The sequence below is a fragment of the Actinomadura flavalba DSM 45200 genome, assembly GCF_000374305.1.
Classification (GTDB): domain Bacteria; phylum Actinomycetota; class Actinomycetes; order Streptosporangiales; family Streptosporangiaceae; genus Spirillospora; species Spirillospora flavalba.
Genome location: NZ_KB894103.1, coordinates 39,633 through 61,578, shown reverse-complemented (window position 1 = coordinate 61,578; position 21,946 = coordinate 39,633). Strand labels below are relative to the sequence as shown.

23 protein-coding genes are annotated in these 21,946 nt (G+C 73.3%); 10 read left to right on the top strand and 13 right to left on the bottom strand.

Annotation, left to right across the window (positions count from 1 at the left end):
- Positions 1-78: 78 nt before the first annotated feature.
- Positions 79-957 carry an alpha/beta fold hydrolase gene (locus C229_RS0126660; RefSeq protein ID WP_018658184.1) on the bottom strand — a complete coding sequence of 293 codons (879 nt, stop codon included), beginning with the start codon at positions 955-957 and terminating at the stop codon, positions 79-81.
- A 69-nt stretch (positions 958-1,026) separates the two neighbouring features.
- On the opposite strand from C229_RS0126660, the gene C229_RS0126655 reads away from it, so the two are divergent.
- Positions 1,027-1,701 (top strand): glycerophosphodiester phosphodiesterase, encoded by a 675-nt coding sequence (locus C229_RS0126655; RefSeq protein WP_018658183.1) that lies wholly within the window; start codon positions 1,027-1,029, stop codon positions 1,699-1,701.
- 129 nt (positions 1,702-1,830) lie between these two features.
- Here the strand turns inward: C229_RS0126655 and C229_RS0126650 are convergent, their stop codons facing one another.
- Entirely contained in the window at positions 1,831-3,321 is a 1,491-nt protein-coding gene (locus C229_RS0126650; protein WP_018658182.1) for a DEAD/DEAH box helicase, read from the bottom strand.
- Positions 3,322-3,844: 523 nt separating this feature from the next.
- Between C229_RS0126650 and C229_RS0126645 the strand changes: the two genes are divergently transcribed.
- The gene (locus C229_RS0126645) at positions 3,845-4,609 is read left to right on the top strand and encodes a hypothetical protein (protein ID WP_155885070.1); all 765 of its coding nucleotides are present in this window, start codon (positions 3,845-3,847) and stop codon (positions 4,607-4,609) included.
- An 83-nt stretch (positions 4,610-4,692) separates the two neighbouring features.
- Here the strand turns inward: C229_RS0126645 and C229_RS0126640 are convergent, their stop codons facing one another.
- From C229_RS0126640 to ligD (C229_RS0126610), 7 genes are all read right to left on the bottom strand, one after another.
- Entirely contained in the window at positions 4,693-4,974 is a 282-nt protein-coding gene (locus C229_RS0126640) for a GlsB/YeaQ/YmgE family stress response membrane protein (RefSeq protein WP_026314188.1), read from the bottom strand.
- 184 nt (positions 4,975-5,158) lie between these two features.
- On the bottom strand, positions 5,159-5,389 hold the full coding sequence (locus C229_RS0126635; RefSeq protein ID WP_018658179.1) for a DUF3107 domain-containing protein: 231 nt from the start codon (positions 5,387-5,389) through the stop codon (positions 5,159-5,161).
- A 132-nt stretch (positions 5,390-5,521) separates the two neighbouring features.
- The gene (locus tag C229_RS0126630) at positions 5,522-6,148 is read right to left on the bottom strand and encodes a TetR/AcrR family transcriptional regulator (protein WP_018658178.1); all 627 of its coding nucleotides are present in this window, start codon (positions 6,146-6,148) and stop codon (positions 5,522-5,524) included.
- Positions 6,149-6,341: 193 nt separating this feature from the next.
- Positions 6,342-6,554 (bottom strand): hypothetical protein, encoded by a 213-nt coding sequence (locus tag C229_RS0126625; protein WP_018658177.1) that lies wholly within the window; start codon positions 6,552-6,554, stop codon positions 6,342-6,344.
- Positions 6,551-7,894, bottom strand: a complete 1,344-nt coding sequence (locus C229_RS0126620) for a dihydrolipoyl dehydrogenase family protein (protein ID WP_155885069.1) — start codon at positions 7,892-7,894, stop codon at positions 6,551-6,553. The genes C229_RS0126625 and C229_RS0126620 overlap by 4 nt, the downstream gene beginning before the upstream one ends.
- A 94-nt stretch (positions 7,895-7,988) precedes the next feature.
- A complete protein-coding gene (gene ligD, locus C229_RS0126615; RefSeq protein WP_018658175.1) occupies positions 7,989-8,894 on the bottom strand; it encodes a non-homologous end-joining DNA ligase in 906 nt (301 codons plus the stop codon).
- Positions 8,881-9,858 carry a non-homologous end-joining DNA ligase gene (ligD, locus tag C229_RS0126610; protein WP_018658174.1) on the bottom strand — a complete coding sequence of 326 codons (978 nt, stop codon included), beginning with the start codon at positions 9,856-9,858 and terminating at the stop codon, positions 8,881-8,883. The genes ligD (C229_RS0126615) and ligD (C229_RS0126610) overlap by 14 nt, the downstream gene beginning before the upstream one ends.
- Before the next feature lie 92 nt (positions 9,859-9,950).
- Here ligD (C229_RS0126610) and ku point away from each other — a divergent pair, with 92 nt between their 5' ends.
- Positions 9,951-10,787, top strand: coding sequence for a non-homologous end joining protein Ku (gene ku, locus C229_RS31955; protein WP_018658173.1), 837 nt, complete (start codon positions 9,951-9,953; stop codon positions 10,785-10,787).
- Between the two features lie 21 nt (positions 10,788-10,808).
- Here ku and C229_RS33220 read toward each other — a convergent pair whose 3' ends face one another.
- Positions 10,809-11,324 (bottom strand): superoxide dismutase family protein, encoded by a 516-nt coding sequence (locus tag C229_RS33220; protein WP_018658172.1) that lies wholly within the window; start codon positions 11,322-11,324, stop codon positions 10,809-10,811.
- Positions 11,325-11,520: 196 nt separating this feature from the next.
- Positions 11,521-13,689, bottom strand: a complete 2,169-nt coding sequence (locus tag C229_RS0126595) for an MMPL family transporter (protein ID WP_018658171.1) — start codon at positions 13,687-13,689, stop codon at positions 11,521-11,523.
- Between the two features lie 110 nt (positions 13,690-13,799).
- Here C229_RS0126595 and C229_RS0126590 point away from each other — a divergent pair, with 110 nt between their 5' ends.
- Together C229_RS0126590 and C229_RS0126585 are read left to right on the top strand one after the other, a co-directional pair.
- The gene (locus tag C229_RS0126590) at positions 13,800-14,516 is read left to right on the top strand and encodes a TetR/AcrR family transcriptional regulator (RefSeq protein ID WP_018658170.1); all 717 of its coding nucleotides are present in this window, start codon (positions 13,800-13,802) and stop codon (positions 14,514-14,516) included.
- Positions 14,513-14,851: a hypothetical protein gene (locus C229_RS0126585; RefSeq protein WP_018658169.1), complete on the top strand. Its 339-nt coding sequence runs from the start codon at positions 14,513-14,515 to the stop codon at positions 14,849-14,851. Before C229_RS0126590 ends, C229_RS0126585 begins: the two co-directional genes overlap by 4 nt.
- 15 nt (positions 14,852-14,866) lie before the next feature.
- Here C229_RS0126585 and C229_RS0126580 read toward each other — a convergent pair whose 3' ends face one another.
- On the bottom strand, positions 14,867-17,008 hold the full coding sequence (locus tag C229_RS0126580; RefSeq protein ID WP_026314187.1) for a hypothetical protein: 2,142 nt from the start codon (positions 17,006-17,008) through the stop codon (positions 14,867-14,869).
- A gap of 110 nt (positions 17,009-17,118) precedes the next feature.
- Positions 17,119-18,300 (bottom strand): adenylyltransferase/sulfurtransferase MoeZ, encoded by a 1,182-nt coding sequence (gene moeZ / locus C229_RS0126575; protein ID WP_018658168.1) that lies wholly within the window; start codon positions 18,298-18,300, stop codon positions 17,119-17,121.
- Positions 18,301-18,479: 179 nt separating this feature from the next.
- On the opposite strand from moeZ, the gene C229_RS31945 reads away from it, so the two are divergent.
- From C229_RS31945 to C229_RS0126550, 5 genes are all read left to right on the top strand, one after another.
- Positions 18,480-18,674 (top strand): hypothetical protein, encoded by a 195-nt coding sequence (locus C229_RS31945; RefSeq protein ID WP_033424826.1) that lies wholly within the window; start codon positions 18,480-18,482, stop codon positions 18,672-18,674.
- A gap of 45 nt (positions 18,675-18,719) precedes the next feature.
- Positions 18,720-18,914, top strand: a complete 195-nt coding sequence (locus tag C229_RS0126565; RefSeq protein WP_018658166.1) for a CsbD family protein — start codon at positions 18,720-18,722, stop codon at positions 18,912-18,914.
- Positions 18,915-19,035: 121 nt separating this feature from the next.
- Positions 19,036-19,851: a hypothetical protein gene (locus tag C229_RS0126560; protein ID WP_018658165.1), complete on the top strand. Its 816-nt coding sequence runs from the start codon at positions 19,036-19,038 to the stop codon at positions 19,849-19,851.
- Complete coding sequence (locus tag C229_RS0126555) at positions 19,845-21,074, top strand: S8 family peptidase (RefSeq protein ID WP_018658164.1); 1,230 nt, start codon at positions 19,845-19,847, stop codon at positions 21,072-21,074. The genes C229_RS0126560 and C229_RS0126555 overlap by 7 nt, the downstream gene beginning before the upstream one ends.
- A 96-nt stretch (positions 21,075-21,170) precedes the next feature.
- On the top strand, positions 21,171-21,941 hold the full coding sequence (locus C229_RS0126550) for a hypothetical protein (protein WP_018658163.1): 771 nt from the start codon (positions 21,171-21,173) through the stop codon (positions 21,939-21,941).
- Positions 21,942-21,946 lie beyond the last annotated feature (5 nt).

The window sequence follows — 21,946 nt, the reverse complement described above, 5'->3', positions numbered from 1 at the left end:
TGAGACAAACTCAAGTAAGTGTGTCATTACATTCGTGCGCGCGACACCCCGAAGTGACGACGATCACGTCCGCCGGCCTCAGTGCAGGGTGCGTTCGGCCTGGTTCCAGAAGGCGGTGAGCGCGCTCGCGCACGTCTCCGGCGCGTCCACGGCGGGGGAGTGGGCGGCGCTCGGGATGACGACGCGGCCCGCGTCCAGGCGTTCGGCCATCAGCGCCTGCTCGCGCGGGTCCCAGACGTCGTCGTCCTCGCCGTACAGGACGAGTACGCCCAGGCTCGTGCTCCGGGCGTGCTTGGCCAGGTCCTCCACGCGGTCGGGCGCGGTGAGGAGTTCACCGGCCATCGCGACGAGCCCCGCCGGGGCGTTGCCGAGCGTCCGTTCCCGCAGGAAGGCGATGATGTCGGGCGGCACCCCCCGGGCGACGGCGTCCGGTTCGATGCCGAGCGTCCAGATCTGTTCCAGGCCGATGGTCGGAACGGCCTCGCGCAGCGCGTTCGCGCGTTCGGCGGACGGCCCCGTCACCGCCGCCGGGCCGCTGCTCATCAGCGTGACCGACGCGGGCAGCATCGGCGCCGACAGGATCGCCTCGCGCGTCACCAGGCCGCCGAACGAGTGCCCCACCAGGTGCACCGGCTCGGGCCCGAGCGCCTCCACCAGGGCGACGACGTCGGCGGCCAGCTCCGCCAGCGTGTAGGCGGACGGGTCGTCGGGCCCGGGCGTCTCGTGCTGGCCGCGCAGGTCGATCGCGACGACGCGGCGCCCGGACGCCGCCAGCGTCTGGAGGACGGCGATGAAGTCCTCCTTGGAGCCGGTGAATCCCGGCACCAGGAGGGCGGGGCAGCGCTCGGAGACCCCCGACCCCGGCAGCGCCTCCAGCGCGGCGAAGGCGCCGCGCGAGGTCTCGACGGTCGTCCGGCGGACGCCGGCGGGCAGGCTCAAGAACGGGGGCGTGCTCACAGAGCGCCACCATACTAAATACCGCCGCGAGAACACCGGTGAAGAAGGTTCGGTGGTAGCGTCCGGGACGTGGCACCGGAGATCTCCGCCCATCGCCGCGACACCGCCGGTCACACCGGCCTGCGCGACGCGGCCGCCACCGGCGCCGAGTACGTCGAGATCGACGTGCGCCGCGCGGGGGACGGGCACCTGGTCGTCCAGCACGACGCGGCGGTCCGGGGCAGACCCGTCGCCGAACTCGACCGGACGCGCCTGCGCGAGCTGTCCGGCCGCCCGGTCGTCACGGTCCCCGAGGCGCTGGCGGTGATCGCGGGCCGCGCCCGCGCCCATCTGGACGTGAAGGAGCCCGGTGTGGGGCGGGAGGTCGTCGAGCTGGCGACGGAGACGCTCGGGCCGGACGGGTTCATCGTCACCACCGGTGACGTCGCGCTGATCGCGGCGCTCAAACGGGAGTTCCCCGGGACGCGGGCGGCCCTGTCGGTCGGGCGGAACTGGCGCGATCCCGGCGTCGTGGGCGATCTGGCGCCGCTGCGGGCGTTGCGCGCGTCCGGCGCGGATCTGGTCGCACTCAACCATCGGCTGGCGCGGGTGGGCGTTCTGGGGCAGTGCGCGCGAGCGGGCTATCCGGCCATGGTCTGGACGGTCAACGCGGAACGGACGATGCGCCGGTTCCTGCACGATCCCCGGGTGGCGGTGCTGGTCACCGACCACCCGAAGACGGCACTGCGCCTCCGTCGCGCGTGAGCGCGACGGGCCGGGGCGCGCTGAGCGCTGCGCCCCGGTCTGCGCTGGAACGTCCCGGAACGGGGGTTCCTGCGGGGCAACCGCGAGATCACGTGGGCCGTGATCCCGCAGTCGCGGTCAGGTGGGACTTCAGGAGTTCCACGGGTCGCGCTCGGTCGGCTGACCGGCGCGGGTGCGGCGGCGGGACCGGCCGCGCTTGCGTTCGGTGACGACCGTGTCGCCGCCGGACGCGGCCGGAGCGGCCTCGGCGACGGGCGCCGGTGCGGCGGCCGGTTCGGGCGCGGACGGAGACTCGCTCGCGGCGGCCGTACCGGCGGCGACGGTCTTGCCGCCCCGGGTGCGGCTCCGGTTGCGCTTGCGCTTGGGACGCGCGGGACGCTCCTCCGCGGCCGGTGCGGCCTCGGCGGGCGTGCGCTCCCGGCGGGCCGGGCTGCGCGTGCGGCCGGTCTCGCCGATGTCCTCCAGCGCCTCGGACTCCAGGCCGGTGCGCTCGCCGCGCTTGGCCTTGGGCAGCGTGCCGGTGGTTCCGGCGGGGATGCCCAGGACCTCGTACAGGTGCTCGGAGGTGGAGTAGGTCTCCTCCGGGACGGCGAAGTCGAGCCCGAGCGTGCCGTTGATCAGCTTCCACCGGGAAAGGTCGCCCCAGTCGATCAGCGTGATCGCCGTGCCCTCCTTGCCCGCGCGGCCGGTGCGGCCGATGCGGTGGACGTAGGTCTCGGCGCTGTCGGGCGTCTCGTAGTTGACCACGTGGGTGACGTCGTCCACGTCGAGCCCGCGGGCCGCGACGTCGGTGGCGACGAGCACGTCGATCTTGCCGTTGCGGAACGCGCGCAGCGCCCGCTCGCGCTGGCTCTGGCCGAGGTCGCCGTGCACGGCGGCCGCGTCGAACCCGCGCTGGACCAGGTCGCCGGCGACGCGGTCGCAGGCGCGCTTGGTCTGGCAGAAGACCATGGTCAGGCCGCGGCCCTGCGCCTGGAGCACCCGGGCCAGCAGCTCGGGCTTGTCCATCTGGTGGGCCTGCCAGACGTGCTGGACGACCTGCGGCGTGGCCTCGGACTCGTCCCGCGACTCGGCGCGGACGTTCGTCGGCCGGGTGAGGTAGCGCCGCGACAGCGACACGATCGGGCCGGGCATCGTCGCCGAGAACAGCATCGTCTGCCGCTTGGCCGGGATGCGCTCGATGATGCGCTCGATGTCGGGCAGGAAGCCCAGGTCGAGCATGCGGTCGGCCTCGTCCAGGACGAGCGTGCCGACCTCGGACAGGTCGAGGTGCTTCTGCTTGACGAGGTCGAGCAGCCGGCCGGGGGTGCCGACGACGACGTCCACGCCGTCGCGCAGCGCCTGCACCTGCGGTTCGTAGGCGCGTCCGCCGTAGACGGCGAGGACGCGGGAGCCGAGCTTGCCACCGGCGACCACGAGGTCTTCGGTGACCTGGCTCGCCAGTTCGCGGGTCGGAGCGACGACGAGCGCCTGCGGCTTCTTGCCGCCGTGCTCGCTGCGCTGGAGGAGCGCGATGCCGAACGCCAGCGTCTTGCCGGTGCCGGTGCGCGCCTGGCCGATGATGTCGTGGCCGCCGAGCGCGATCGGGAGCGCCAGCTCCTGGATCGGGAAGGCGTCCACGATGCCTTCGGCTTCGAGTGCGTCTGCTATCTCGGGGACGACCCCGAGTTCACGAAAGGTAGTCAGGGCTTTCAGCCTCCATAGTGCGGGGTCCTCACTCGGGGTCGCGGCGCTGCGCCCGGACCGGCCGCGAGATCGCGGCCGGGTGGTCGCACACGTCCAGGGACGTGGCCGCGCGCTCGCGCGAGAGGGACCAGCCGTCGTTTGTCCGGCGACCGCAGTCAGGGGTTGAAAGCAGTCACCCGTTGTGGCTGCGTGCGGTCACACTCCGCGACGCAGTGTACCGACCTTGGAAACCTTGCACCAATGGCCGATCACCGGTGATAACGGTTCCCGCCCGGCGGGTATTCCATGCACGCCCCGCAGAACCGATGTCACCGGCGTTTTTTCCGTTTCGTGGCCGCATGCGGCCACCTGTCCAGCATCCGGGACGGGACGTCCCGGGCGCAACCCGGACGGGTCCTGTCATCCTTGTCGGCGGCAGATTCGGCAGGCGATATCGGGGCGGAACATGCGGGCACGCGTGGCGGGTGTACTGGTGGCGGCTCTCCTGGCGGGGGCGGCGTGCGGGGGAGGGGAGGACGGCGGCGGCGACGGGCCGCGCGCGGTCGTCGTCGCCGAGAACGCCGACCGGCCCGCGCAGAAGGTGGTGTTCCGCGGCGCCGAGCGCGTGGAGGTCCAGGGACTGGACGCGGCGGCGGCCCGGCGCGTGAACGACGCCTTCCGCGCCCCGCTGGAGTGGGCGGCCACCTGGGCGGCGGCGACGCTGCTGCCCGAGCAGAAGGCCGAGTGCGGCGACCGGTCCAGCGAGATCCGGGGCAAGGTGCGCTTCGGGCTCAAGGGCGAGCTGGTGTCGGCCGCCACGGCGATCGAGATGGCGCCCTGCTTCGAGGGCGAGGGCGGGCTCCCGACCGTCCCGGTCACGGTCGACACCAAGACCGGGCGCGCGCTGACCCCCGAGGACGTCCTGGCCGCGAAGACCCTCACCGCGCCGGGCCTGGCGCAGCTCTGGCAGCGGCTGGACGGTCCGCGCGGCGACTGGGCCGACTGCGAGCTGGAGCCGCTGCGCCGCGCCGACCTGTTCCCCGGCCGCCGCGACGGCGACCCGGCCGACTCCCCGGCCCCGGCCGGGCTGCTGCTCGCCCCGGGCGGCCTCGAACTGATCTGGTCCACGACCGGGACCGACTGCAACAACTTCACCTTCAAGGCGCCCTACGCCAAGGTCAAGGATCTGCTGAACCCGTCCCTGTACGGGCGCCTGGCCGCGTCCGGCGCGACCGGGACGTGAAACGGGAGCGACCCCCCGCCCGGAGTCCGGGCGGGGGGTCGCTCCCCGGCGCCCGCGCGAGGCGGGCGCGTCATGTCTGAACGTCAGTGGCTGCGGCCGAAGCGGCGGCCACGGGCGGCGCCACCGTGCTTCGGACGCTGGAGGGCGGTGAGCGCGGCGACACCGACGGCGGCGATCACGAGCGCGAACACGAACTCCAGCACGTTCCCGACGCCGAGGGCGTTGGCGACGACGCCGCCGAGGACGGCGCCGACGATACCGACGAGGATCGTCAGCACGATGCCGATCGGGTTACGGCCGGGGATGATGAGCCGCGCCAGCGCACCGACGATGGCGCCCACCACGATGAAACCGAGAACCGTCATGACCATTGTCGATCACCATTCCGCGTCGGGGTCGCACCTCGGGGCGGCGCGACCGTTCGGTCGGTGATCGGTATGCCCGTGTCGTCCGGTTGAAACGTGGAGGACCTTCGCGATTCCCGCACGCACCGAGATCCGCGCAGGTCAACGCCGTGGTATCGGGTCTTGAAATCGGCGCCGTAAAGCGCTAGATGGACCCGCCGAAGCCCACCGAGCGGCCCTCGTCCTCGCCGAACTCCAGATAGCCGATCCGCGCGGCCGGGACGACGACGCGCCCGCCCTTGCGGTCCTGGAGGACCAGGACGCCGCCGTCGAGCGCGAGCGCCGTCGTCAGCGCCTGCTGGACCTCGTCCGCGCTCTGCGCGGTGTCGACGACCAGTTCCCGCGCCACGTACTGAACCCCGATGCGCACCTGCACGCGCTCTCCCCTCACCGGCCCGCCGTGGCACGGCGGGGCTCGCCTGCTACCAGAGTGACACGGGGCACAGGCGTCCCGCGCGCCGGCCGGTTCGCCAGAAGCGAACACCGGCGCGTGGCGGGGACGCCCGCGTCAGTTCGTGCGGGGGAAGCCGGAGATGCCGCGCCACGCCAGCCGCGCGATGATCGACTCGGCGGTGTCCTTGGAGATGGCGCGCTGCTGCCCGCCGCCCAGCCAGTACCGGGCCGAGACCTCGGCCATGCCGACCAGGCCCATGCCGAGCAGGTGCGCCTCGTCCTGCGGGCAGCCGGTGTCCTCCATGATCACCTGGGCGATCATCTCGGCGCACTGCTGGTTGGCGCGCTCGACGCGGGCGCGCACCGGCGCCACGTTCCGCAGGTCGGACTCGAAGACGAGCCGGTACGCCTCGCCGTCACCGGCGACGAAGTCGTAGAACGCCTGCATGCTGGCCTGCACGCGCATCTTGTTGTCGGAGGTGGAGCCGAGCGCGTCGCGGACGGCCTTCACCAGCGCCTCGGCGTGCTCGTCCAGCAGCGCCAGGTACAGCTCCAGTTTGCCCGGGAAGTGCTGGTAGAGCACGGGCTTGCTGACCCCGGCCCGCTCGGCGATCTCGTCCATCGCCGCGGCGTGGTAGCCCTGGGCGACGAACACCTCCTGGGCCGCGCCGAGCAACTGCCTGCGGCGCGCCAGCCGCGGCAGTCGCGTGCCACGGGGGCGGGCGTCCGGGGTCGCGGTCACCACACACTCCGATCACCGAATCAGTGCGACGGAAGGGGTACCCGTCGCGCGAACCAACGTGCACAGTCTACGCGCGGGTAACCTCCCGGTCACCAACATCACGCCGGGGTCATCGTCTCAGCCCGCCGCCCGCCCCCGTGGCAGAACCGCAGGAAGAGCCCGCCGCGCGGGCGTTTCCGACGGTTCGCGACGGCTAGCGGTACTCCTCCTCGCCGTCCGCGATCTCGTGGCTCTGCTCGGCCACGTCGCCCTCGTCGGCCTCCAGCGGGACGCCCTCGGGCCAGCGCGCCGGCTCGGCGTCGCCGTTGAGGCCCGCGCGCTGCTCGGCCGCGTCGGCCTCCGGCGCGTCGTCGGCGGGCGGCTCCCGGTCGGCTCCGCCGCGTTCGATCCCGTTCGTCTCGCTCATACGTGTGTCCCCTCCAGACGTTCGGCCAGGTCGCGGAGCGGCGCCTCGATCGCCTCCCCGTAGGTCGGGAAGGCGTGCACGACGTCGGTGAGCAGGCTCAGCGGCGTCCCCGACCTGATCGCGAGCGCGATCTCGCTCATCCACTCCTCGGCGTCCGGCCCGGCCGCGGCGGCGCCCACCAGCACCCCGGCGGCCCGGTCGGCGTACAGCTCCACCCGGCCCCGTTCGTTGTCGTCCACCACCGCGCGGGCGGTCGCTGCCAGGTCGTACCCCGCGCACAGAAGGTCGATTCCCCCCGCCCGCGCCTCGTTCGGGGTCAACCCCACCGCATACACCGTCGGGACCGTGTAGACGACGCGCGGGATCGCCCGGTAGTCGGCGGCGCGCGGCCGTCCCAGCAGGTTCGCGACGACGACGCGCGCCTGGTAGCGGGCGGCGTGCGCGGTGCGGGCGACGCCCGTCACGTCCCCGGCCGCCCAGACGCCCGCCGGGCCGTCGGCCGGGACGCGGCACGCGTCGTCCACCGGCAGCCCGTGCCCCGGCGGCACCTCGATCCCGAGCGTCTCCAGCCCGAACCCGGCGACCCGGGGCCGCCGCCCGGCCGCGACGAGCACCCGGTCGGCGTCCACCCGGCCGCCGTCCAGCAGCCACGTGCGCACACCGGTCTCGCACCGCTCGATCCGCGCCGGGCGGGCGCCGAAGCGCAGATCGACGCCCATCCGGCGCAGCGCGTCGGCCAGGATCTCGCCGGTGAACGGCGCTTCGTGGATCAGCAGCCCCCCGGCCGGTTCCACGATCGTGACGTGCGAGCCGAACGCCGCGTACACCTGCGCCAGCTCGCAGCCGACCGGGCCGCCGCCGAGCACCACCAGGCGGCGCGGCAGGTCGGGCAGCGTCAGCGCCTCGTCGGGCGTCCAGGCGGGGACGTCGGCGAGACCGTCCACGTCGGGGATCGCGGGTTCGCTGCCGGTCGTCACGACCAGGTCGCCGTACGTCCACTCGGCCCCGTCGATCTCCAGCCGGCCCGGTCCGGTGACCTGGCCCCAGCCGCGCACCACGCGGACGCCGTCGGCGGCGAGCCCGGCCACGCCCGCGTCGTCGTCGAGGTGGCCGGTGACCTCGTCGCGGCGCGCGACGGCCAGCTCCCACGTCTCGCCGCGCCGCGCCGAGGCCAGCAGCGACTTGGACGGCACGCACGCGAAGTACGGCGACTCCCCGCCGACCAGCCGGTTCTCCACGAGCGCGACGTCGCGCCCGGCCCGCGCCAGTTCCCCCGCGACGAGCCCGCCCGCCGAGCCCCCGCCCAGCACCACGACGTCGTGATGTCGTCTCTGCGTCACCTGGTCGTCCCCCTCCGTGTGCGTCCCCGCGCCCCCATGGTGGCGGACGGGGACGCCGGAGAGTGGCGCTTTCGTCACACTGGAGTGCCATCGCTCAGGGGACGGCGGCGGTGTGCTCCTCCAGCAGCGGCGCCAGCAGGTCGCCGTCCTTCCCGACGCGGGCGAGCACGTCGGCGGGGGAGAACGTGAGGTCGGCCAGGGTGGACGCGGCCTCCAGCTCGTCCCAGGTGACCGGCGTGGAGACCGACGCGGCGGGCGCCGCGCGCAGCGAGTACGGGGCGACGGTCGTCTTGGCCGGGTTGTTCTGGCTCCAGTCGACGAAGACCTTGCCCTTGCGCAGCTTGCGCTCCATCTTCGCCACGACGAGCGCCGGGTGCTCCTCGGCGAGCCGCTGCGCCGCCGTCTTGGCGTACTCGGACGTGCGGTCGCTCTCCTTGACCGGCACGTACAGGTGCAGGCCCTTCTTGCCGCTCGTCTTGACGTAGGCGGTGAGCCCGGAGGCGGCCAGCACGTCGCGGAGCAGGAACGCCACCTCGCGGGCCTGCGCGATCGTCGCGGGCTCGCCCGGGTCGAGGTCGAAGACGAGCAGGTCGGGGCTGTGCAGCCGGCCGCGCGGGCCGACCTTCCACTGCGGGATGTGCAGCTCCAGCGCGGCCAGGTTCGCGAGCCACACCAGCGTCGGCAGGTCGTTCACGACGACGAAGTCGAGCGTGTCGCGGCCGCGCGAGCTGCCCGGCGTCGGGATCGTGACCGTGCGGACCCAGCCGGGGGTGTGCGAGGGCGCGTTCTTCTCGAAGAACGAGCCGCCGTCCACGCCGTCGGGGTAGCGCTTGCGCGTCGCCGGGCGGGCCGCGAGGTGCGGCAGCAGCACCGGGGCGATCCGGGCGTAGTAGTCGATCACCTCGCCCTTGGTGAACGACGGGTACAGCTCCTTGTCGAGGTTGGACAGCGACAGCTCGCGGCCCTCCACCTCGACGGTCGTCTTCTCACGGCTGCTCACGGGTCACCTCGTGGGGCTCCTTGTCGTCGCGCAGACCCCGCCACGACGGGAAGCGCAGCCGCCCGTCCCTGGTCAGGGCGCTGTAGGCCACGTCCCCGACCAGGCGCGGTTCAACCCACTGGGCGTCGCGGGCGACGTCGGGCGGGACGGCCTCGTCGAAAGGGCTCGCCGGACGGCGAAGCGGCCAGAGCAGGCGGTACAGCTCGTCCAGCCCGCGATCGGTGAATCCCGTGCCGACATGGCCGAGAAAGCTCAGACCGCCCTTGTCGTCGTAGGCGCCGAGCAGCAGGGAGCCGACGCCGCCCTCGCGGCGGCCCCGGCCGGGCTGCCAGCCGCAGACGATCGCCTCCCGGGTCAGGAAGTTCTTCACCTTCCGCCAGAAGTCGACCCGGCGGCCGGGCCGGTACGGCGAGTCGAGCCGCTTGGCCAGCAGCCCCTCCAGTCCCTGCTCGCGGGTGAACCGCAACAGGTCGGTGACCTGCGCGGCGTCGCCGCCGTCCAGGTAGGGGGGCACCTCGACGGGGCCCGCCGCGCCGAGTTCGAGCCCGTCGAGCAGGGCGCGGCGCACGGTGTAGGGCTGGTCGAACAGGGACCGGCCGTCCAGGCCGAGCAGGTCGAAGACGACGTACCGGACGGGCACCTCGCGGACGAGCCGGGCGGGGGGACGTTCGAGGTGCATCCGGCGCTGGAGCCGCTCGAAGCTCGGGTGGCCGTTCCGGAACGCGACGATCTCGCCGTCCAGGACGGCGTCGTAGGCGGGCAGCAGGTCGGCGAGCGAGGACAGCTCGGGGTAGCGGCGGGTGACGTCGGCGCCGGAGCGGCCCAGCGCCCGCACCCCGCCCGGGCCCGCGCGCGCCACCGCGCGGACGCCGTCCCACTTGAGTTCGTAGGCCCATTTCAGACTGTCGTCGGGAAGATCGCCGGCGACGGCCGTCATCGGCTCGACCGGCCACGGCAGGCTCATGCCCGGAGGTGTACCCCGCGCGGGCGTCCCGGAAAAAGGATGCAGAACCAATCGTGGTCTAACCGGGGGATCGGCCCGGGTATGCGGCGATCATGCGCAGCATCTGGAAGGGCGCCATCTCGTTCGGGCTGGTCACCATCCCGGTGAAGGTGTACGCCGCCACCAGCCAGAAGGACGTGTCGTTCCACCAGGTGCACCGCACCGACGGGGGCCGCATCCGGTACAAGCGCGTCTGCTCGGTGGACGGCGAGGAGGTGCCCTACGCCGAGATCGCCAAGGGCTACGAGCTGTCCGACGGCGAGGTCGTCGTGCTCACCGACGAGGACTTCGCCGACCTGCCGCTCACGTCCAGCCGCCAGATCGACGTGCTCCAGTTCGTGGAGTCGCAAGAGGTCGACCCGATCTACTTCGCCAAGTCGTACTACCTCGAACCCGACAAGCAGGGCACCAAGCCGTACGTGCTGCTGCGGAACGCGCTGGACGACTCGGGCCAGGTCGCGATCGTCAAGGTCGCGCTGCGGCAGCGCGAGTCGCTGGCGACGCTGCGCGTCCGCGAGGGCGTGTTCGTGCTGGAGACGATGCTGTGGCCCGACGAGGTCCGCGCGCCCGACTTCGCGTTCCTCGGCGAGGACATCGAGGTCCGCAAGCAGGAGCTGACGATGGCGACGTCGCTGATCGACTCCATGTCGGGCGACTTCGACCCTTCGCAGTACAAGGACGCCTACCGCGAGGCCCTGGAAGCCGTCATCGAGGCCAAGATCGAGGGCCGCGAGGTCACCCGTCCCGAGCCCGCGACCGACGAGGCCCCGGCCGCCGACCTGCTCAGCGCCCTGCGCGCCAGCGTCGAGGCCGCCAAGCAGAGCCGCGGCGACAAGAAGCCCGCCGCCAAGAAGCCGGCGAGCAAGTCCCGCTCCCGCAAGTCGGCCTGACGCCGGGGTTCCGCGCGCCGGTCAGGAACCGAACGGGACGGTGGTGCAGAGCAGGCGGGCGCCCGCGTCGCCGGTGTGGTGGTCGGTGCCGCGCTCGTGCACCACGACGGAGTTGGCCGCGCCCTGGGCGATCGTCCACGGGACGTAGGTGTCGGCGGAGCCGCTGCCGTCCGCGCGGATCGTCAGGTCCAGCCAGATCTCCCGCGCCGCGAGCGGGACGTCCTCCGGGAGGGCCGGGTTCCGGTAGTGCGGGCCGGAGGCGGCCGGGTCCTCGCCGCAGCGCCCGGTGTGCACGTGGGCGCCGAAGCGGCGGCCCGCCGCCGACTCCGGGAAGCCCGTCACCTCCAGGCGGACGGTGCCGACGTCGTGCGGGAGCGTCGTCGTCGTGACGCGGGTCGTGGCCCGGGCGTAGGCGGCGTCGTGGACGAACGTCGGGCCCCGGACGTCCAGGCCGGGCGCGGCGGAGGCGGCGGCCGGGACGGCGAGCGCGGCCCCGAGCACGGCGGCGGACACGACGGCCCTGCTGGTCGGCGACATGGTTCCCCCTGAAGTGGCGTGGGTTCGATCATGCCGCCGCGCGGCGCCGGAACCCGGCTTCCCCGACTCGGGCGATTCACGGCGGTCCCGCCCGGGTGACCGTGGCGGCACGGGCCCTCCGCACCGCGCCGCCACGGAGTCATCACCCCTCAGTCTCCGGGTGGGTCCGCGCAGATCACAAGCACTTTCCGTGATGTCACACCGACACACGGTCCGTGCTGAACGTGCTCTCGGTCCCCGTCTGAGCGGGAGCGGCCGGTTCCTCCTTGATGCCGTACCGCCGGTAGAGGCGGGCCAGCGGGCCGGGCGCCCACCAGTTGAACCGCCCCATCAGCCGCATCGCCGCCGGGACCAGCAGGAGCCGGACGATCGTCGCGTCCAGCGCGATCGCCAGGACCATCCCGATACCGGTCATCTTGATGAACGTGATGCCCGACGTCGCGAACGCGCCCATCACCACGATGAACAGCACCGCCGCGCCGGTGATGATGCGGCCCGTGTGCTGAATGCCCGACGCCACTGACGCCGCGTTGTCGCCCGTCGCGTCGTAGCGCTCCCGGACGCGCGACAACAGGAACACCTCGTAGTCCATCGTCAGGCCGAACAGCATCGCCAGCATGAGGATCGGCATCGCGGGCGCGAGCGCGCCGGTCGCGGTGAAGCCGAGCACGCCCGCGCCCCAGCCCTCCTGGAAGATCAGCACCAGGACGCCGAACGTCGCCGCCAGCGACAGCGCCGTCATCGTCATCGCCTTGAGCGGCAGCACCACGCTCCCGAACGCCAGGAACAGCAGCACGAACGTCGCCAGCCCGATCGTCAGCGCCAGCCACGGCAGCCGCTCCCCGATGCCGGTCAGCGTGTCGGTGAGCATCGCGGTGGAACCGCCGACGGCGGCGTGCGCGCCCGGCGGGGTGGGCAGCGCGCGGACGTCGTCGACGAGCGCGCGCGTGGCGGGCGCGTAGGTGTCGCCGTCGTAGCCGACCGCGACCTCCGCCGCGCCGCCCCGCGACCGGACGACGTTCGCCTCGGTGACGCCGTCGAGGTCCGCCGCGCTCCGCGCGAACGCCGTCGCCTCCTGCGGGCCGCGCAGCCCGGTCAGCACGACGGTGATGGGGGCCGTCGTCGTGGTGAACCCGGTCTCCAGCCGCTCGGCGACCACGCGCGCCTGCGTGCCGTCGGGCAGGACGCGCGCGTCCACCTCGCCCCACGTCAGCCGCAGCAGCGGCGCCGCCATGATCAGCAGCACGGCGGTGAGGCCGACCAGCACGGCGACCGGGCGGCGCATGACCGCGCGGGCCGCCCGCGCCCACCGGTCGGTGACCGGCGCGGGACGGCGGCGCAGGCTCAGCGCGTTGACGCGCGGGCCGAGGACGGCCAGCAGCGCGGGCAGCACGGTCAGCGCGCCGAGCATGCAGACCAGCACGGTGGCCACGCCGCCGAAGCCCATCGAGCGCAGGAACATCTGCGGGAACAGGACGAGCCCGGCGAGCGACACCGCGACCGTCACGCCGGACACCAGGACGGTGCGTCCCGCCGTCGCCATCGTCCGGGCGAGCGCGCCGGAGGTGCCGCCGGGGCCGTCCAGCTCCTCGCGGAACCGGGACACGATGAACAGGCCGTAGTCGATCGCCAGGCCGAGGCCGAGGAACGTCGTGATGTTGATCGCGAAGACCGAGACGTCGGTGACGAGCGTCAGCAGGTGCAGCGCGGTGAACGAGCCGAGGATCGCGACGCCGCCGACGACCAGCGGCAGCGCCGCCGCGATCAGCCCCCGGAAGATCAGCACCAGCAGCACGAGCAGGATCGGCAGCGACAGCATCTCGGCGCGCGCGATGTCGGACCCGACGCGGTCGTTCACCGCCGTCTGCGTGGCGACCTGGCCGCCGAGCGCGACGCGCACGCCGCCGTCGGCGCGTTCGAGCCGGTCGCGCAGGTCGGCGTAGTGGTCGGAGCGGGCCTGGTCGTCGGCGCCCGCGAGGCGGATCGCGGCGTAGGTGGCGGTGCGGTCGCCGCTGACGAACGCCGGGGAGCCGGTGGACCAGAACGTGGCGACGCCGGCGACCTTGTCGCGCGGCAGCCCGGCCAGCGCGCCGGTGACGGCGGCGCGGACCTTCGGGTCGTCGATCGTCGTGCCGTCCGGGGCCGTGTACAGGGCGATGACGTCGACCTGGTTCCGGCCGAGGTGGCGTTCGGCGAGCGCCGTGGCGCGGTCGCTCTCGCTGCCGGGGGTGTCGAAGCCGCCGGCGGAGGTGAGGGCGCCGAAGACGCCGGTGCCCCAGAGGGCGGCGACGACCAGCGCGAGGGCGGAGAGGACGAGGACGGGGCGGCGGCGCCGGTGCAGCAGCCGCCCCCAGGACTCCAGCATGGGGGGACCTTTCGTGAATGCTGTTCGTTTTGGTTAACACCGTTAACTCGTGAACGGTGTTAACCTCGCATGAGCCGCCCCGGTTCGTCAAGCCTCCGAAAGGACGCCGCATGGACACCCGTCGCGACCGCCGCCGCGCCGCGACCGTCGAGGAGATCACCCGCACGGCCCGCCGCATCCTGGTCGAGCAGGGGCCGTCGGCCGTCACGCTGCGCGCCATCGCCCGCGAGATGGGCATGACGGCGCCGGGCCTGTACCGCTACTTCGCCAGCCACGCGGAACTCGTCCGGCACCTGGTGGGGGAGCTGCTGACCGAGGTGACGGCGGCGATGGTCGACGCGATGCACGCGCTCCCCGACCCGGACATGAGCGCCAAGTTCCTCACGGTCTCCCGCGAGTTCCGCCGCTGGAGCCTCGCCCACCCGCAGGAGTTCACGCTCGTCTACGGCGCCCCGCTACCGCCGCTGGGCCGCCCCGACGAACCCGACGCGGCCACCGAGCAGGGCCGGCGGTTCGGCTGGGTCTTCCTGGAACTCTTCCTGGAACTGTGGTCCAAGGCCCCGTTCCCGATCCCGTCCGACGACGAGATCACCCCGTCCCTCCGCGACCAGCTCACCGAGTACCGAACCCGCGTGGCCCTGACCGACGTCCCCCTGGGCCTCCTCCAACTCTTCCTGGAATGCTGGGCCCGCCTGGAGGGCGCCGTGAGCCTGGAGGTCTTCGGCCACCTGGACTTCGCCCTCCAAGACCCGTCCCCCATGTTCGAACTCATGCTCCAGGACGTAGCCCCCCGCCTCCACCTCACCTACCACCCCGAAACGCCGTGACCGCCCGCCACCACGCACCCGAGCCGGTCGTCGTACAGATGCTCGAAGTCCGCGAGCAAGCGGGGGAGAGGGCTGTATGCATCATGCGGGGGCTCGACGGGGTGTTCTCCGTGGGCACGGTCTTCACGGCGGTGGCCCCCGAGATCCGCGTCGCCGGGAATCTGGCGGTCGGTACGCCGGAGCCGGTCGCGTTGCGGGTCGACGGGCTGTGGTTCTACGAGAGACCGCTGGTCCAAGCCGACCCGGGCCTCACCGTAAAGGTCGTGCTGGTGGGCAGGGGCGCCGGGCGTCTCACGGACTACGTCCGACTCTTCACGGGCGGGACCGCCGACTAGAGCCCGCCCGGTAGATCATGGCTGCGCGCTCTGGGACGGATGCCAAACCTCCGCCAGATCGACGTCCCAGAAGGACACGGGCCGTCGAGGATCAGGGACGGGCTTGGCGGGAAAGGCGCGATACGCCGCGTACCTGCGATATTCCTCGTGTGGCACTTCGCTCACCCGGGTGATCCATGTCGTGGGCATGGTGAAGGACAGTCCGTCGATCAACTCGATGGCCAGCACGACGCCACCGGTGACCAGGATGATCTCGGCGAGTGTCGTCCAGGACCGGCCGCGTGGATCACGAACGTCGAGTCTGCGGACGTTCCCGTTTGACAGCTCGGCCGCCGCCGCGCGCAGCACGGCGATCTTGTGCGGTTCCCGAGCCGGCGGGTTCGGGTGGCGGTCGGCCTGACGCCAGGCGTGCACGATCAGCGCACGTTCGGCGTCGTCCGGCTCCCACCGTGGCTCCGGCCGGTACCGTCTGCTCTCCGGTTCCGGCACCGCGTACCGCGAGGCATGGACACGCCGCTCCCGCAGATCGGCGAGCGCGGCGGCCGTGCGCGGTTCCCGTCGTGGGGGGCGCACGATGGCGGGAAGCAGGCGGTCGAGTGCGCGCAGGTCGGTATCGCCGCTCAGCAGCCCGCGTGCGTAGGAGGTCAGGGCATCCCGGCCGATGAGCCCCAGCGCGGCGGCTTCTTGAGCGGCTTGCAGGACACGGGCCGGGGCGTCGTAGCGATAGCAGGTGTTGCGCCAGTCCAGGAGCGCGACGACGCGGCCGGGCGCTGCCGCGTGGCCGGGCAGCAGTTCGGCGAGCACGCCCAGCAGAGCCCGCCGTTCGCCGGGATCAGTGCTGCGAACGGGACCCAGGACCGGCCCCTCGTCATCGGCGGCGGTGCTGTGGTGCGTCGAGCGACGCATGTCGATCCACGTTCGCGCCAGCATGGTCCAGCGGGCCGACGGACGGTCACTCAGCCACGTCTCGTGCGCGGGTGTGGGCAGCCACATCTCCTCGTCGGGTGTCAACGTCAGCAGACCGGCCTCGGCGCATACCTCCAAGAGCAGTGGCAGGACACCCGTGTCGATACCGGTGGCCGCGGCGAGACGGTCCAGTTCCCGTTCGTCGATGCCAGCGGACGGGATGGGCTCCCGATCGTGCGGTCGGCGGCGCCACCTCCGGTTGGTAGGTGGGTCAGACCCGCACACCGCCAGCAACCGGGCGGTCGTCTCCAGCGTCGCGAGGACTTCGGCGGCGCCGGCTCGATCCACGATCCCCACGCCGACGTCCACCGCGTCCAGCGCGGGCGCGCGCGGATGCAGCCGACCGTAGGGGGACGGCCCACGCAACGCCAGACCCACCTCACGAGGGAGTTCCACGTTCAGCAAGCGCGCGCCGAAGTCGGCGACTTTTTCCCCGGAGCCGGGTACGGGCAGCAGCAACGCCCGGTCGGCCAGTTCATCGACGAGTGAACGGGCATCGCGGCCGTCTACCTGGTCGAACAGCGCCTCCTTGCCGTAGTTCGAGAACTCGTCACCGTGGAGCCAGCACGAGGACTGTGCTTCCGTCGTGGCCAAGACCTCCACCAGTTTCCGCGCGCGAGGATCCAGCGCGGCCACCAGACGGCGCACCGCATCGGCGTCGGTGAACGCGATGGCGATCGCGTCCACCGGATCTTCCCCGTGCAGACCTTGGGCGCGGGCGATCCTGTCGAGCCGCTCGCGCGGTTGTACGGCCAGTAGGGCCCTTACCGGACGGCCCAGTCCGGCCATCTTGCGGTCCTGGATCGTAGGGTCGGCGTGGACGTCGAGCAGGTGCACGCCGTCGGCGTCCTCCCAGGCCAGCCCCGAGCCGAGAAGACGGCCGATCACCTCGTTCAGCGCCCGCCGGTCGCAGGTGGGCCCGAGCTCCGCCGCGAGTTCGCCACGCGGTACGCCGCGTGGCCCGAGAATGCGCAGGCAGTCGCGAACCTCCAGTTCGAACCGGTTGAGGCGCGGTTCACTCCCGAAGCTGAGCCCGAGACGGACCATTTCGGCGGCCAGCCTGGGGAACGTCTGTGGGACGGGCGGCGAGCACAGCAGCCAGTGCTCGGCGAGCAGGGCGACGAGCGCCCGGTCGGGGAGCGAGCGCAGATGGTCGATATAGGCGGGCGGAGGCGGGGGCGTCTTCTCCACGTTGCCAGATTATGCAGAGACCGCCGGGCCGCGAAGCCGTTCGCCGCAAGCGGCGGGTGCGGGCGTGCGAGAGCCCCGGCCCTTGCGGGGCCGGGGCTCTCGGGTTTGGGTCAGTAGGAAGGCTGGGACGGGTCGATTTGGTTGACCCAGGCCAGGACGCCGCCGCCTACGTGGACGGCGTCGGCGAAGCCGGCGTTCTTGACGACGGCCAGGGCCTCGGCGGAGCGGACGCCCGACTTGCAGTGCAGGACGATCTTGCGGTCCTGCGGGAGGCGCTCCAGGGCGCTGCCGTTGAGGAAGTCGCCCTTGGGGATGAGCGTCGCGCCGGGGATCGACACGATCTCGTACTCGTTGGGCTCGCGGACGTCCACCAGGAAGATGTCGTCGCCCGCGTCCTGCATGGACTTGAGGTCGCGGACGGAGATCGTCGCGTCCTTGGCGGCCTCGGTGGCCTCCTCGGAGACGGCGCCGCAGAACGCCTCGTAGTCCTCCAGGAGCTCTGTCTGCGTGGGGTTCTTGCCGCACAGCGGGCACTCGGGGTCCTTGCGGATCTTCACCGAGCGGTACGTCATCTCCAGGGCGTCGTAGATCATCAGCCGCCCGACCAGGGGCTCGCCGATGCCCGCGAGCAGCTTGATGGCCTCGTTCGTCTGGATGGAGCCGATCGACGCGCACAGCACGCCGAGGACGCCGCCCTCCGCGCAGGACGGCACCATGCCGGGCGGCGGGGGCTCGGGGTAGAGGCAGCGGTAGCAGGGGCCGTGCTCGGCCCAGAACACCGACGCCTGGCCGTCGAACCGGTAGATGGAGCCCCACACGTACGGCTTGCCGAGCAGCACGGCCGCGTCGTTGACCATGTAGCGCGTGGCGAAGTTGTCGGTGCCGTCCACGATCAGGTCGTACTGACCGAAGATGTCCATGATGTTGTCGCGGTCGAGCGCCGTGTTGTGCACGACGACGTCGATCAGCGGGTTGATCTCGCGGACGGTCGCCGCCGCCGACTCGGCCTTGGGCAGGCCCAGTGTGGACTGGCGGTGGATGATCTGCCGCTGGAGGTTGGACTCGTCGACGACGTCGAAGTCGATGACGCCGAGCGTGCCCACACCGGCGGCGGCGAGGTACATGAGGGTGGGGGAGCCGAGGCCGCCCGCGCCGACGCACAGCACGCGCGCGTTCTTGAGGCGCTTCTGACCGGACATCCCGACGTCGGGGATGATCAGATGCCGCGAGTAACGATTGACCTCGTCGCGGGTGAGCTCCGCTGCGGGCTCGACCAGAGGTGGCAACGACACGGTGCTGGCTCCTGTGCTGGCGCTTGGGGCGATTACGGGGGCGGACTCCATCGTCCTGTCACGGCACAACCTTCCCACGAACCGTCGCATTCCCGAACCCCGTCCGCGCATGTCACAGGGCATCTGCGCATGAACCGCCATAAGCGGGGCACCCCGCCTGCCGAGCGGAAGGAGCGGACATGCGTCTGCGAGGTAAGGGCAAGTCGGCCGAGCGACGAGCGGCGCGGAGCGAGCGCCGGCGGACGCCGAGCCTGCGGGAGATGCGGGCCCGGCTGCGGACCGAGAAGGCCGAGGCCAAGCTGCTGGACACCGAGGTGCAGATCCACACCGAGGCCGCGAAGATCAGGCGCGATCTCCGCTCCGGCGCCCTCTGAGGCGCACCGCGACAGACCGCCGCACGCGAGACAGGGAGAGAGACGATGAGCCTCCTCGACAAGATCAAGAACACCGCCCAGCGCGCCAAGGGCCGCGGCAAGGAGCGGGCCGGCCGCCAGTCCGGCGACCCGTACCTGGAGGCCGAGGGCAAGAAGGACCGGGTGTCCGGCGGCGCCAAGCAGGTCGGCGAGCGCATCAAGGACGCCGGCAAGGAGGCCCGCCGCACCACCGAGCGGTGAGGCGAGCCGAACGCCGTACGCGCGGAGCGGCGGGCCCGGACGGGCCCGCCGCTCCGCGCGTACGGGGTGTGTCATCCGAGAAAGAGAAGATTGGTCTTGCTCACGGCTAATCTTGGTTCTTGTGGCGTTCCTGCCTCCCCCTTCGCAGCTCCCGGCACCCCCGCCCGGAGCCCCGCCGCGACCCCGGCCGCCGACGAACCGGCGCCTCGGCCTGACCGCGCGCGCCTGGGCGCTGCTCGCGGGCGCGCTGGCCGTGCTGCTGCTCGTCACGACGTGCGTCGCGCTCGGCGCCGGATACCGCGAGTACACCCGCGCCCCGACCGCCGCCGAGGTGGAACGCGCCGCGAACGCCGAGGTGGCGCGCCGCTGGCGGACCTGGGCCACCGGACGCGTCTTCCCCGACGTCCTGCGCTACCGCGCCGGTGACAAGACCGAGGAGGCGACGCGGCTCGGCGTCGTCCCCGGCACCGAGTGCGCCGAGGCCGTCGACTCCGAGATCGGGTCCGTCCTGGACGAGAACGGCTGCCGCGCCGTGCTGCGCGCCACCTACGCCGACCGGCTCCAGGGCGTCGTCACGACGATCGGCGTCGTCGCGCTCCCCGACCCGCAGCGCGCCGACCGCGCCCTGCGGGCGCTGCCGCAGCCGGCCGACACGCCGAACGGCGCCAAGGGCCCGGCCGTCCGCGCGGCGGCCTTTCCCGGCACGGCGTCGGCCCGGTTCAACGACGCCGCCCGCCAGGGCCGCACCCAGACCCGCGCCGGCCCCTACCTCGTGCTGACCACGTCCGGCCAGTCCGACGGACGCGCCGCCGCCGCGATCGTCAAGAGCCGCCCGGGCCGTCTGTTCGCGCACGCGGACCAGCTCGCCGCCGGGGTGCTCGCGCCGCTCGCGGCGCGCGGCCTGCCCCGCTGCGGCGCGAAGGAGTGGACGTGCTGAGACGCGCCGCCGCCGGGGCCGTCGCCGTCGCGCTCGCGGTGGTTGCCGCGCCGCCGCACGCCGCCGCCGACGAGGTCCGCGAGGGGCAGCAGGACGCGCTGCGCCGGTTGCAGACCGAGCAGGCGTGGCGGACGACGCGCGGCACGGGCGTGACCGTCGCCGTCGTGGACAGCGGCGTGGACGCGGGCCAGCGCGACCTGGCGGGCGCCGTCACCACCGGCCCCAACATGATCGCCTCGATCGACCGGGGCGCCGCGCCCGCGCGCCTGCACGGCACCGGGATGGCGTCGCTGATCGCCGGGCGGGGTCACGGCCCCGGCCGCCGCGACGGCGTCATCGGGGTGGCGCCGCAGGCGCGGATTCTGGCGATCCGCGCCATCGCCGAGCCCGAGGACGCCGGATACGCCCGGTACCGGGTCGCGGACGAGGCGCGGGACTCGGTCGCGCGCGGCATCCGGTACGCGGTCGACAACGGCGCCGACGTCATCAACCTGTCGCTGGGCAAGCAGCGGGAGGGCCCGGCCGAGCGGGAGGCGATCGGCTACGCGATCTCCAAGAACGTCGTCGTGGTGTCGGCGGTCGGCAACGACGGCGACGAGACGTTCCGCCTCGATTCCGACGGGTTCGCGCCGTACTCCTACCCGGCGTCCTATCCGGGGGTGATCGCCGTCGCGGCGACCGCCGGGCCGGACGACCGCGCGCCGTTCTCCAACCGGAACTACTCGGTGCTGGTGGCGGCTCCGGGCGTGGCGCTGCCCGTCGCGGCGCCGGGGAACCGGTACTTCCGCAGCAGCGGGACGAGTTCCGCGAGCGCCATCGTGTCGGGCGTCGCCGCTCTCATCCGGTCGAAGCACCGCGAACTCGCCCCCGCGCTCGTCGCGCAGGCGCTCGTCGAGGGCGGCCGGGCGGGCGCCGACTACAAGCCCGACCTCGGCTACGGCGAGATCAGCGCGTCCCGCGCGCTCGCCGCCGCCGACCGCATCGCCGCGTCCCCGCCCGACGCGGGCAAGAAGCCCGGCGACCGCTTCGGCGCGACGGCGCCGGGCCCCGTGGCGATCATCGAGCGTCCCGCGTGGACGAAGCCGCTCCTGCTGGTCATCACGATCGGCGGCGTCCTGGGCGCCGCCGCGGCCGTGATCGTCGCGCTGACCCTCGTCCGCCGCCATCCCCGCACCCGCCGCGCGCTCGCGCCGCCGCCGCACGCGGGCGGCCCGCCCCGCTGACCCTCGATCCGTGGTTTTTCATGGGTCTGTGCCAAGTGTCGGGGATGCGGCGGGAGATGGCTGTCCGGGGGACGGCCGGTCGGTTACGCTCCGGTCGTGTCGCGCGTCGAGATCACCGTTCCCCCGCTCGGCCCGGAGGCTCCGCCGGACCAGGACGGACCGGACGGTCGCGCGCTGCCGCGCACGGTGCTCGCGGTGCTCGCGGCGGGCTGCGCCGCCGTCCTCGTCGTCGCGGGCGCGCGGCTGGCCGGTGAGCTGACCCGCGCGCCGACGCCGGGCGAGGTCGCCGCCGCCCGCGTCGCGGAGGTCGCCGCGCGGTACCGCGCCTGGCCCGCCGGCCGCATCTTCCCCGCGACGCTCGGCTACACCCTCGACCTGGGCTCCGCCGAGCACGCCCGGCGCGTCGGCATCGCGCCCGGCACCGGCTGCGCGGACGGCGTGGACGCCCCGCTCGGCGAGTCGCTGACGGCGCGCGGCTGCCGCGCGCTGCTCCGCGCGACCTACCTGGACCAGCCGCAGGGCCTCGCCGTCACGGTCGGCGTGATCGTCTTCCCGGACGGCGGCGCCGCCCGCGACGCCGCCAAGTGGATCGCCCCCGGCGGCGTGCGGCCCGGCCTGCGGGCGCTGCCGTTCCCCGGCACGGCCGCCGAGCGCTTCGGCGACGCCGCCCGGCAGACCGCCGCCGTCCGGCACGCGGGGCCGTACGTCGTCGCCGCGACCGCCGGTTACGCCGACGGCCGCCCGGCCACCCGCGCCCCCCGGCAGGCCGACCTGGCGAGCATCGCCCCCCGGCTGGCGGCAGCCGTCCTGGACCCGCTGGCGACCCCGGGAACCGTCGACTGCGACGCCCGGGAGTGGGCATGCTGAGCGTC

Coding starts and splice junctions, on each gene's coding strand:
- ku (WP_018658173.1), top strand. CDS start 9,951: ATGCGCAGCATCTGGAAGGGCGCCATCTCGTTCGGGCTGGTCACCATC.
- C229_RS33220 (WP_018658172.1), bottom strand. CDS start 11,324: ATGTCGCCGACCAGCAGGGCCGTCGTGTCCGCCGCCGTGCTCGGGGCC.
- C229_RS0126590 (WP_018658170.1), top strand. CDS start 13,800: ATGGACACCCGTCGCGACCGCCGCCGCGCCGCGACCGTCGAGGAGATC.
- C229_RS31945 (WP_033424826.1), top strand. CDS start 18,480: ATGCGTCTGCGAGGTAAGGGCAAGTCGGCCGAGCGACGAGCGGCGCGG.
- C229_RS0126595 (WP_018658171.1), bottom strand. CDS start 13,689: ATGCTGGAGTCCTGGGGGCGGCTGCTGCACCGGCGCCGCCGCCCCGTC.
- C229_RS0126565 (WP_018658166.1), top strand. CDS start 18,720: ATGAGCCTCCTCGACAAGATCAAGAACACCGCCCAGCGCGCCAAGGGC.
- ligD (WP_018658174.1), bottom strand. CDS start 9,858: ATGAGCCTGCCGTGGCCGGTCGAGCCGATGACGGCCGTCGCCGGCGAT.
- C229_RS0126640 (WP_026314188.1), bottom strand. CDS start 4,974: ATGACGGTTCTCGGTTTCATCGTGGTGGGCGCCATCGTCGGTGCGCTG.
- C229_RS0126625 (WP_018658177.1), bottom strand. CDS start 6,554: ATGAGCGAGACGAACGGGATCGAACGCGGCGGAGCCGACCGGGAGCCG.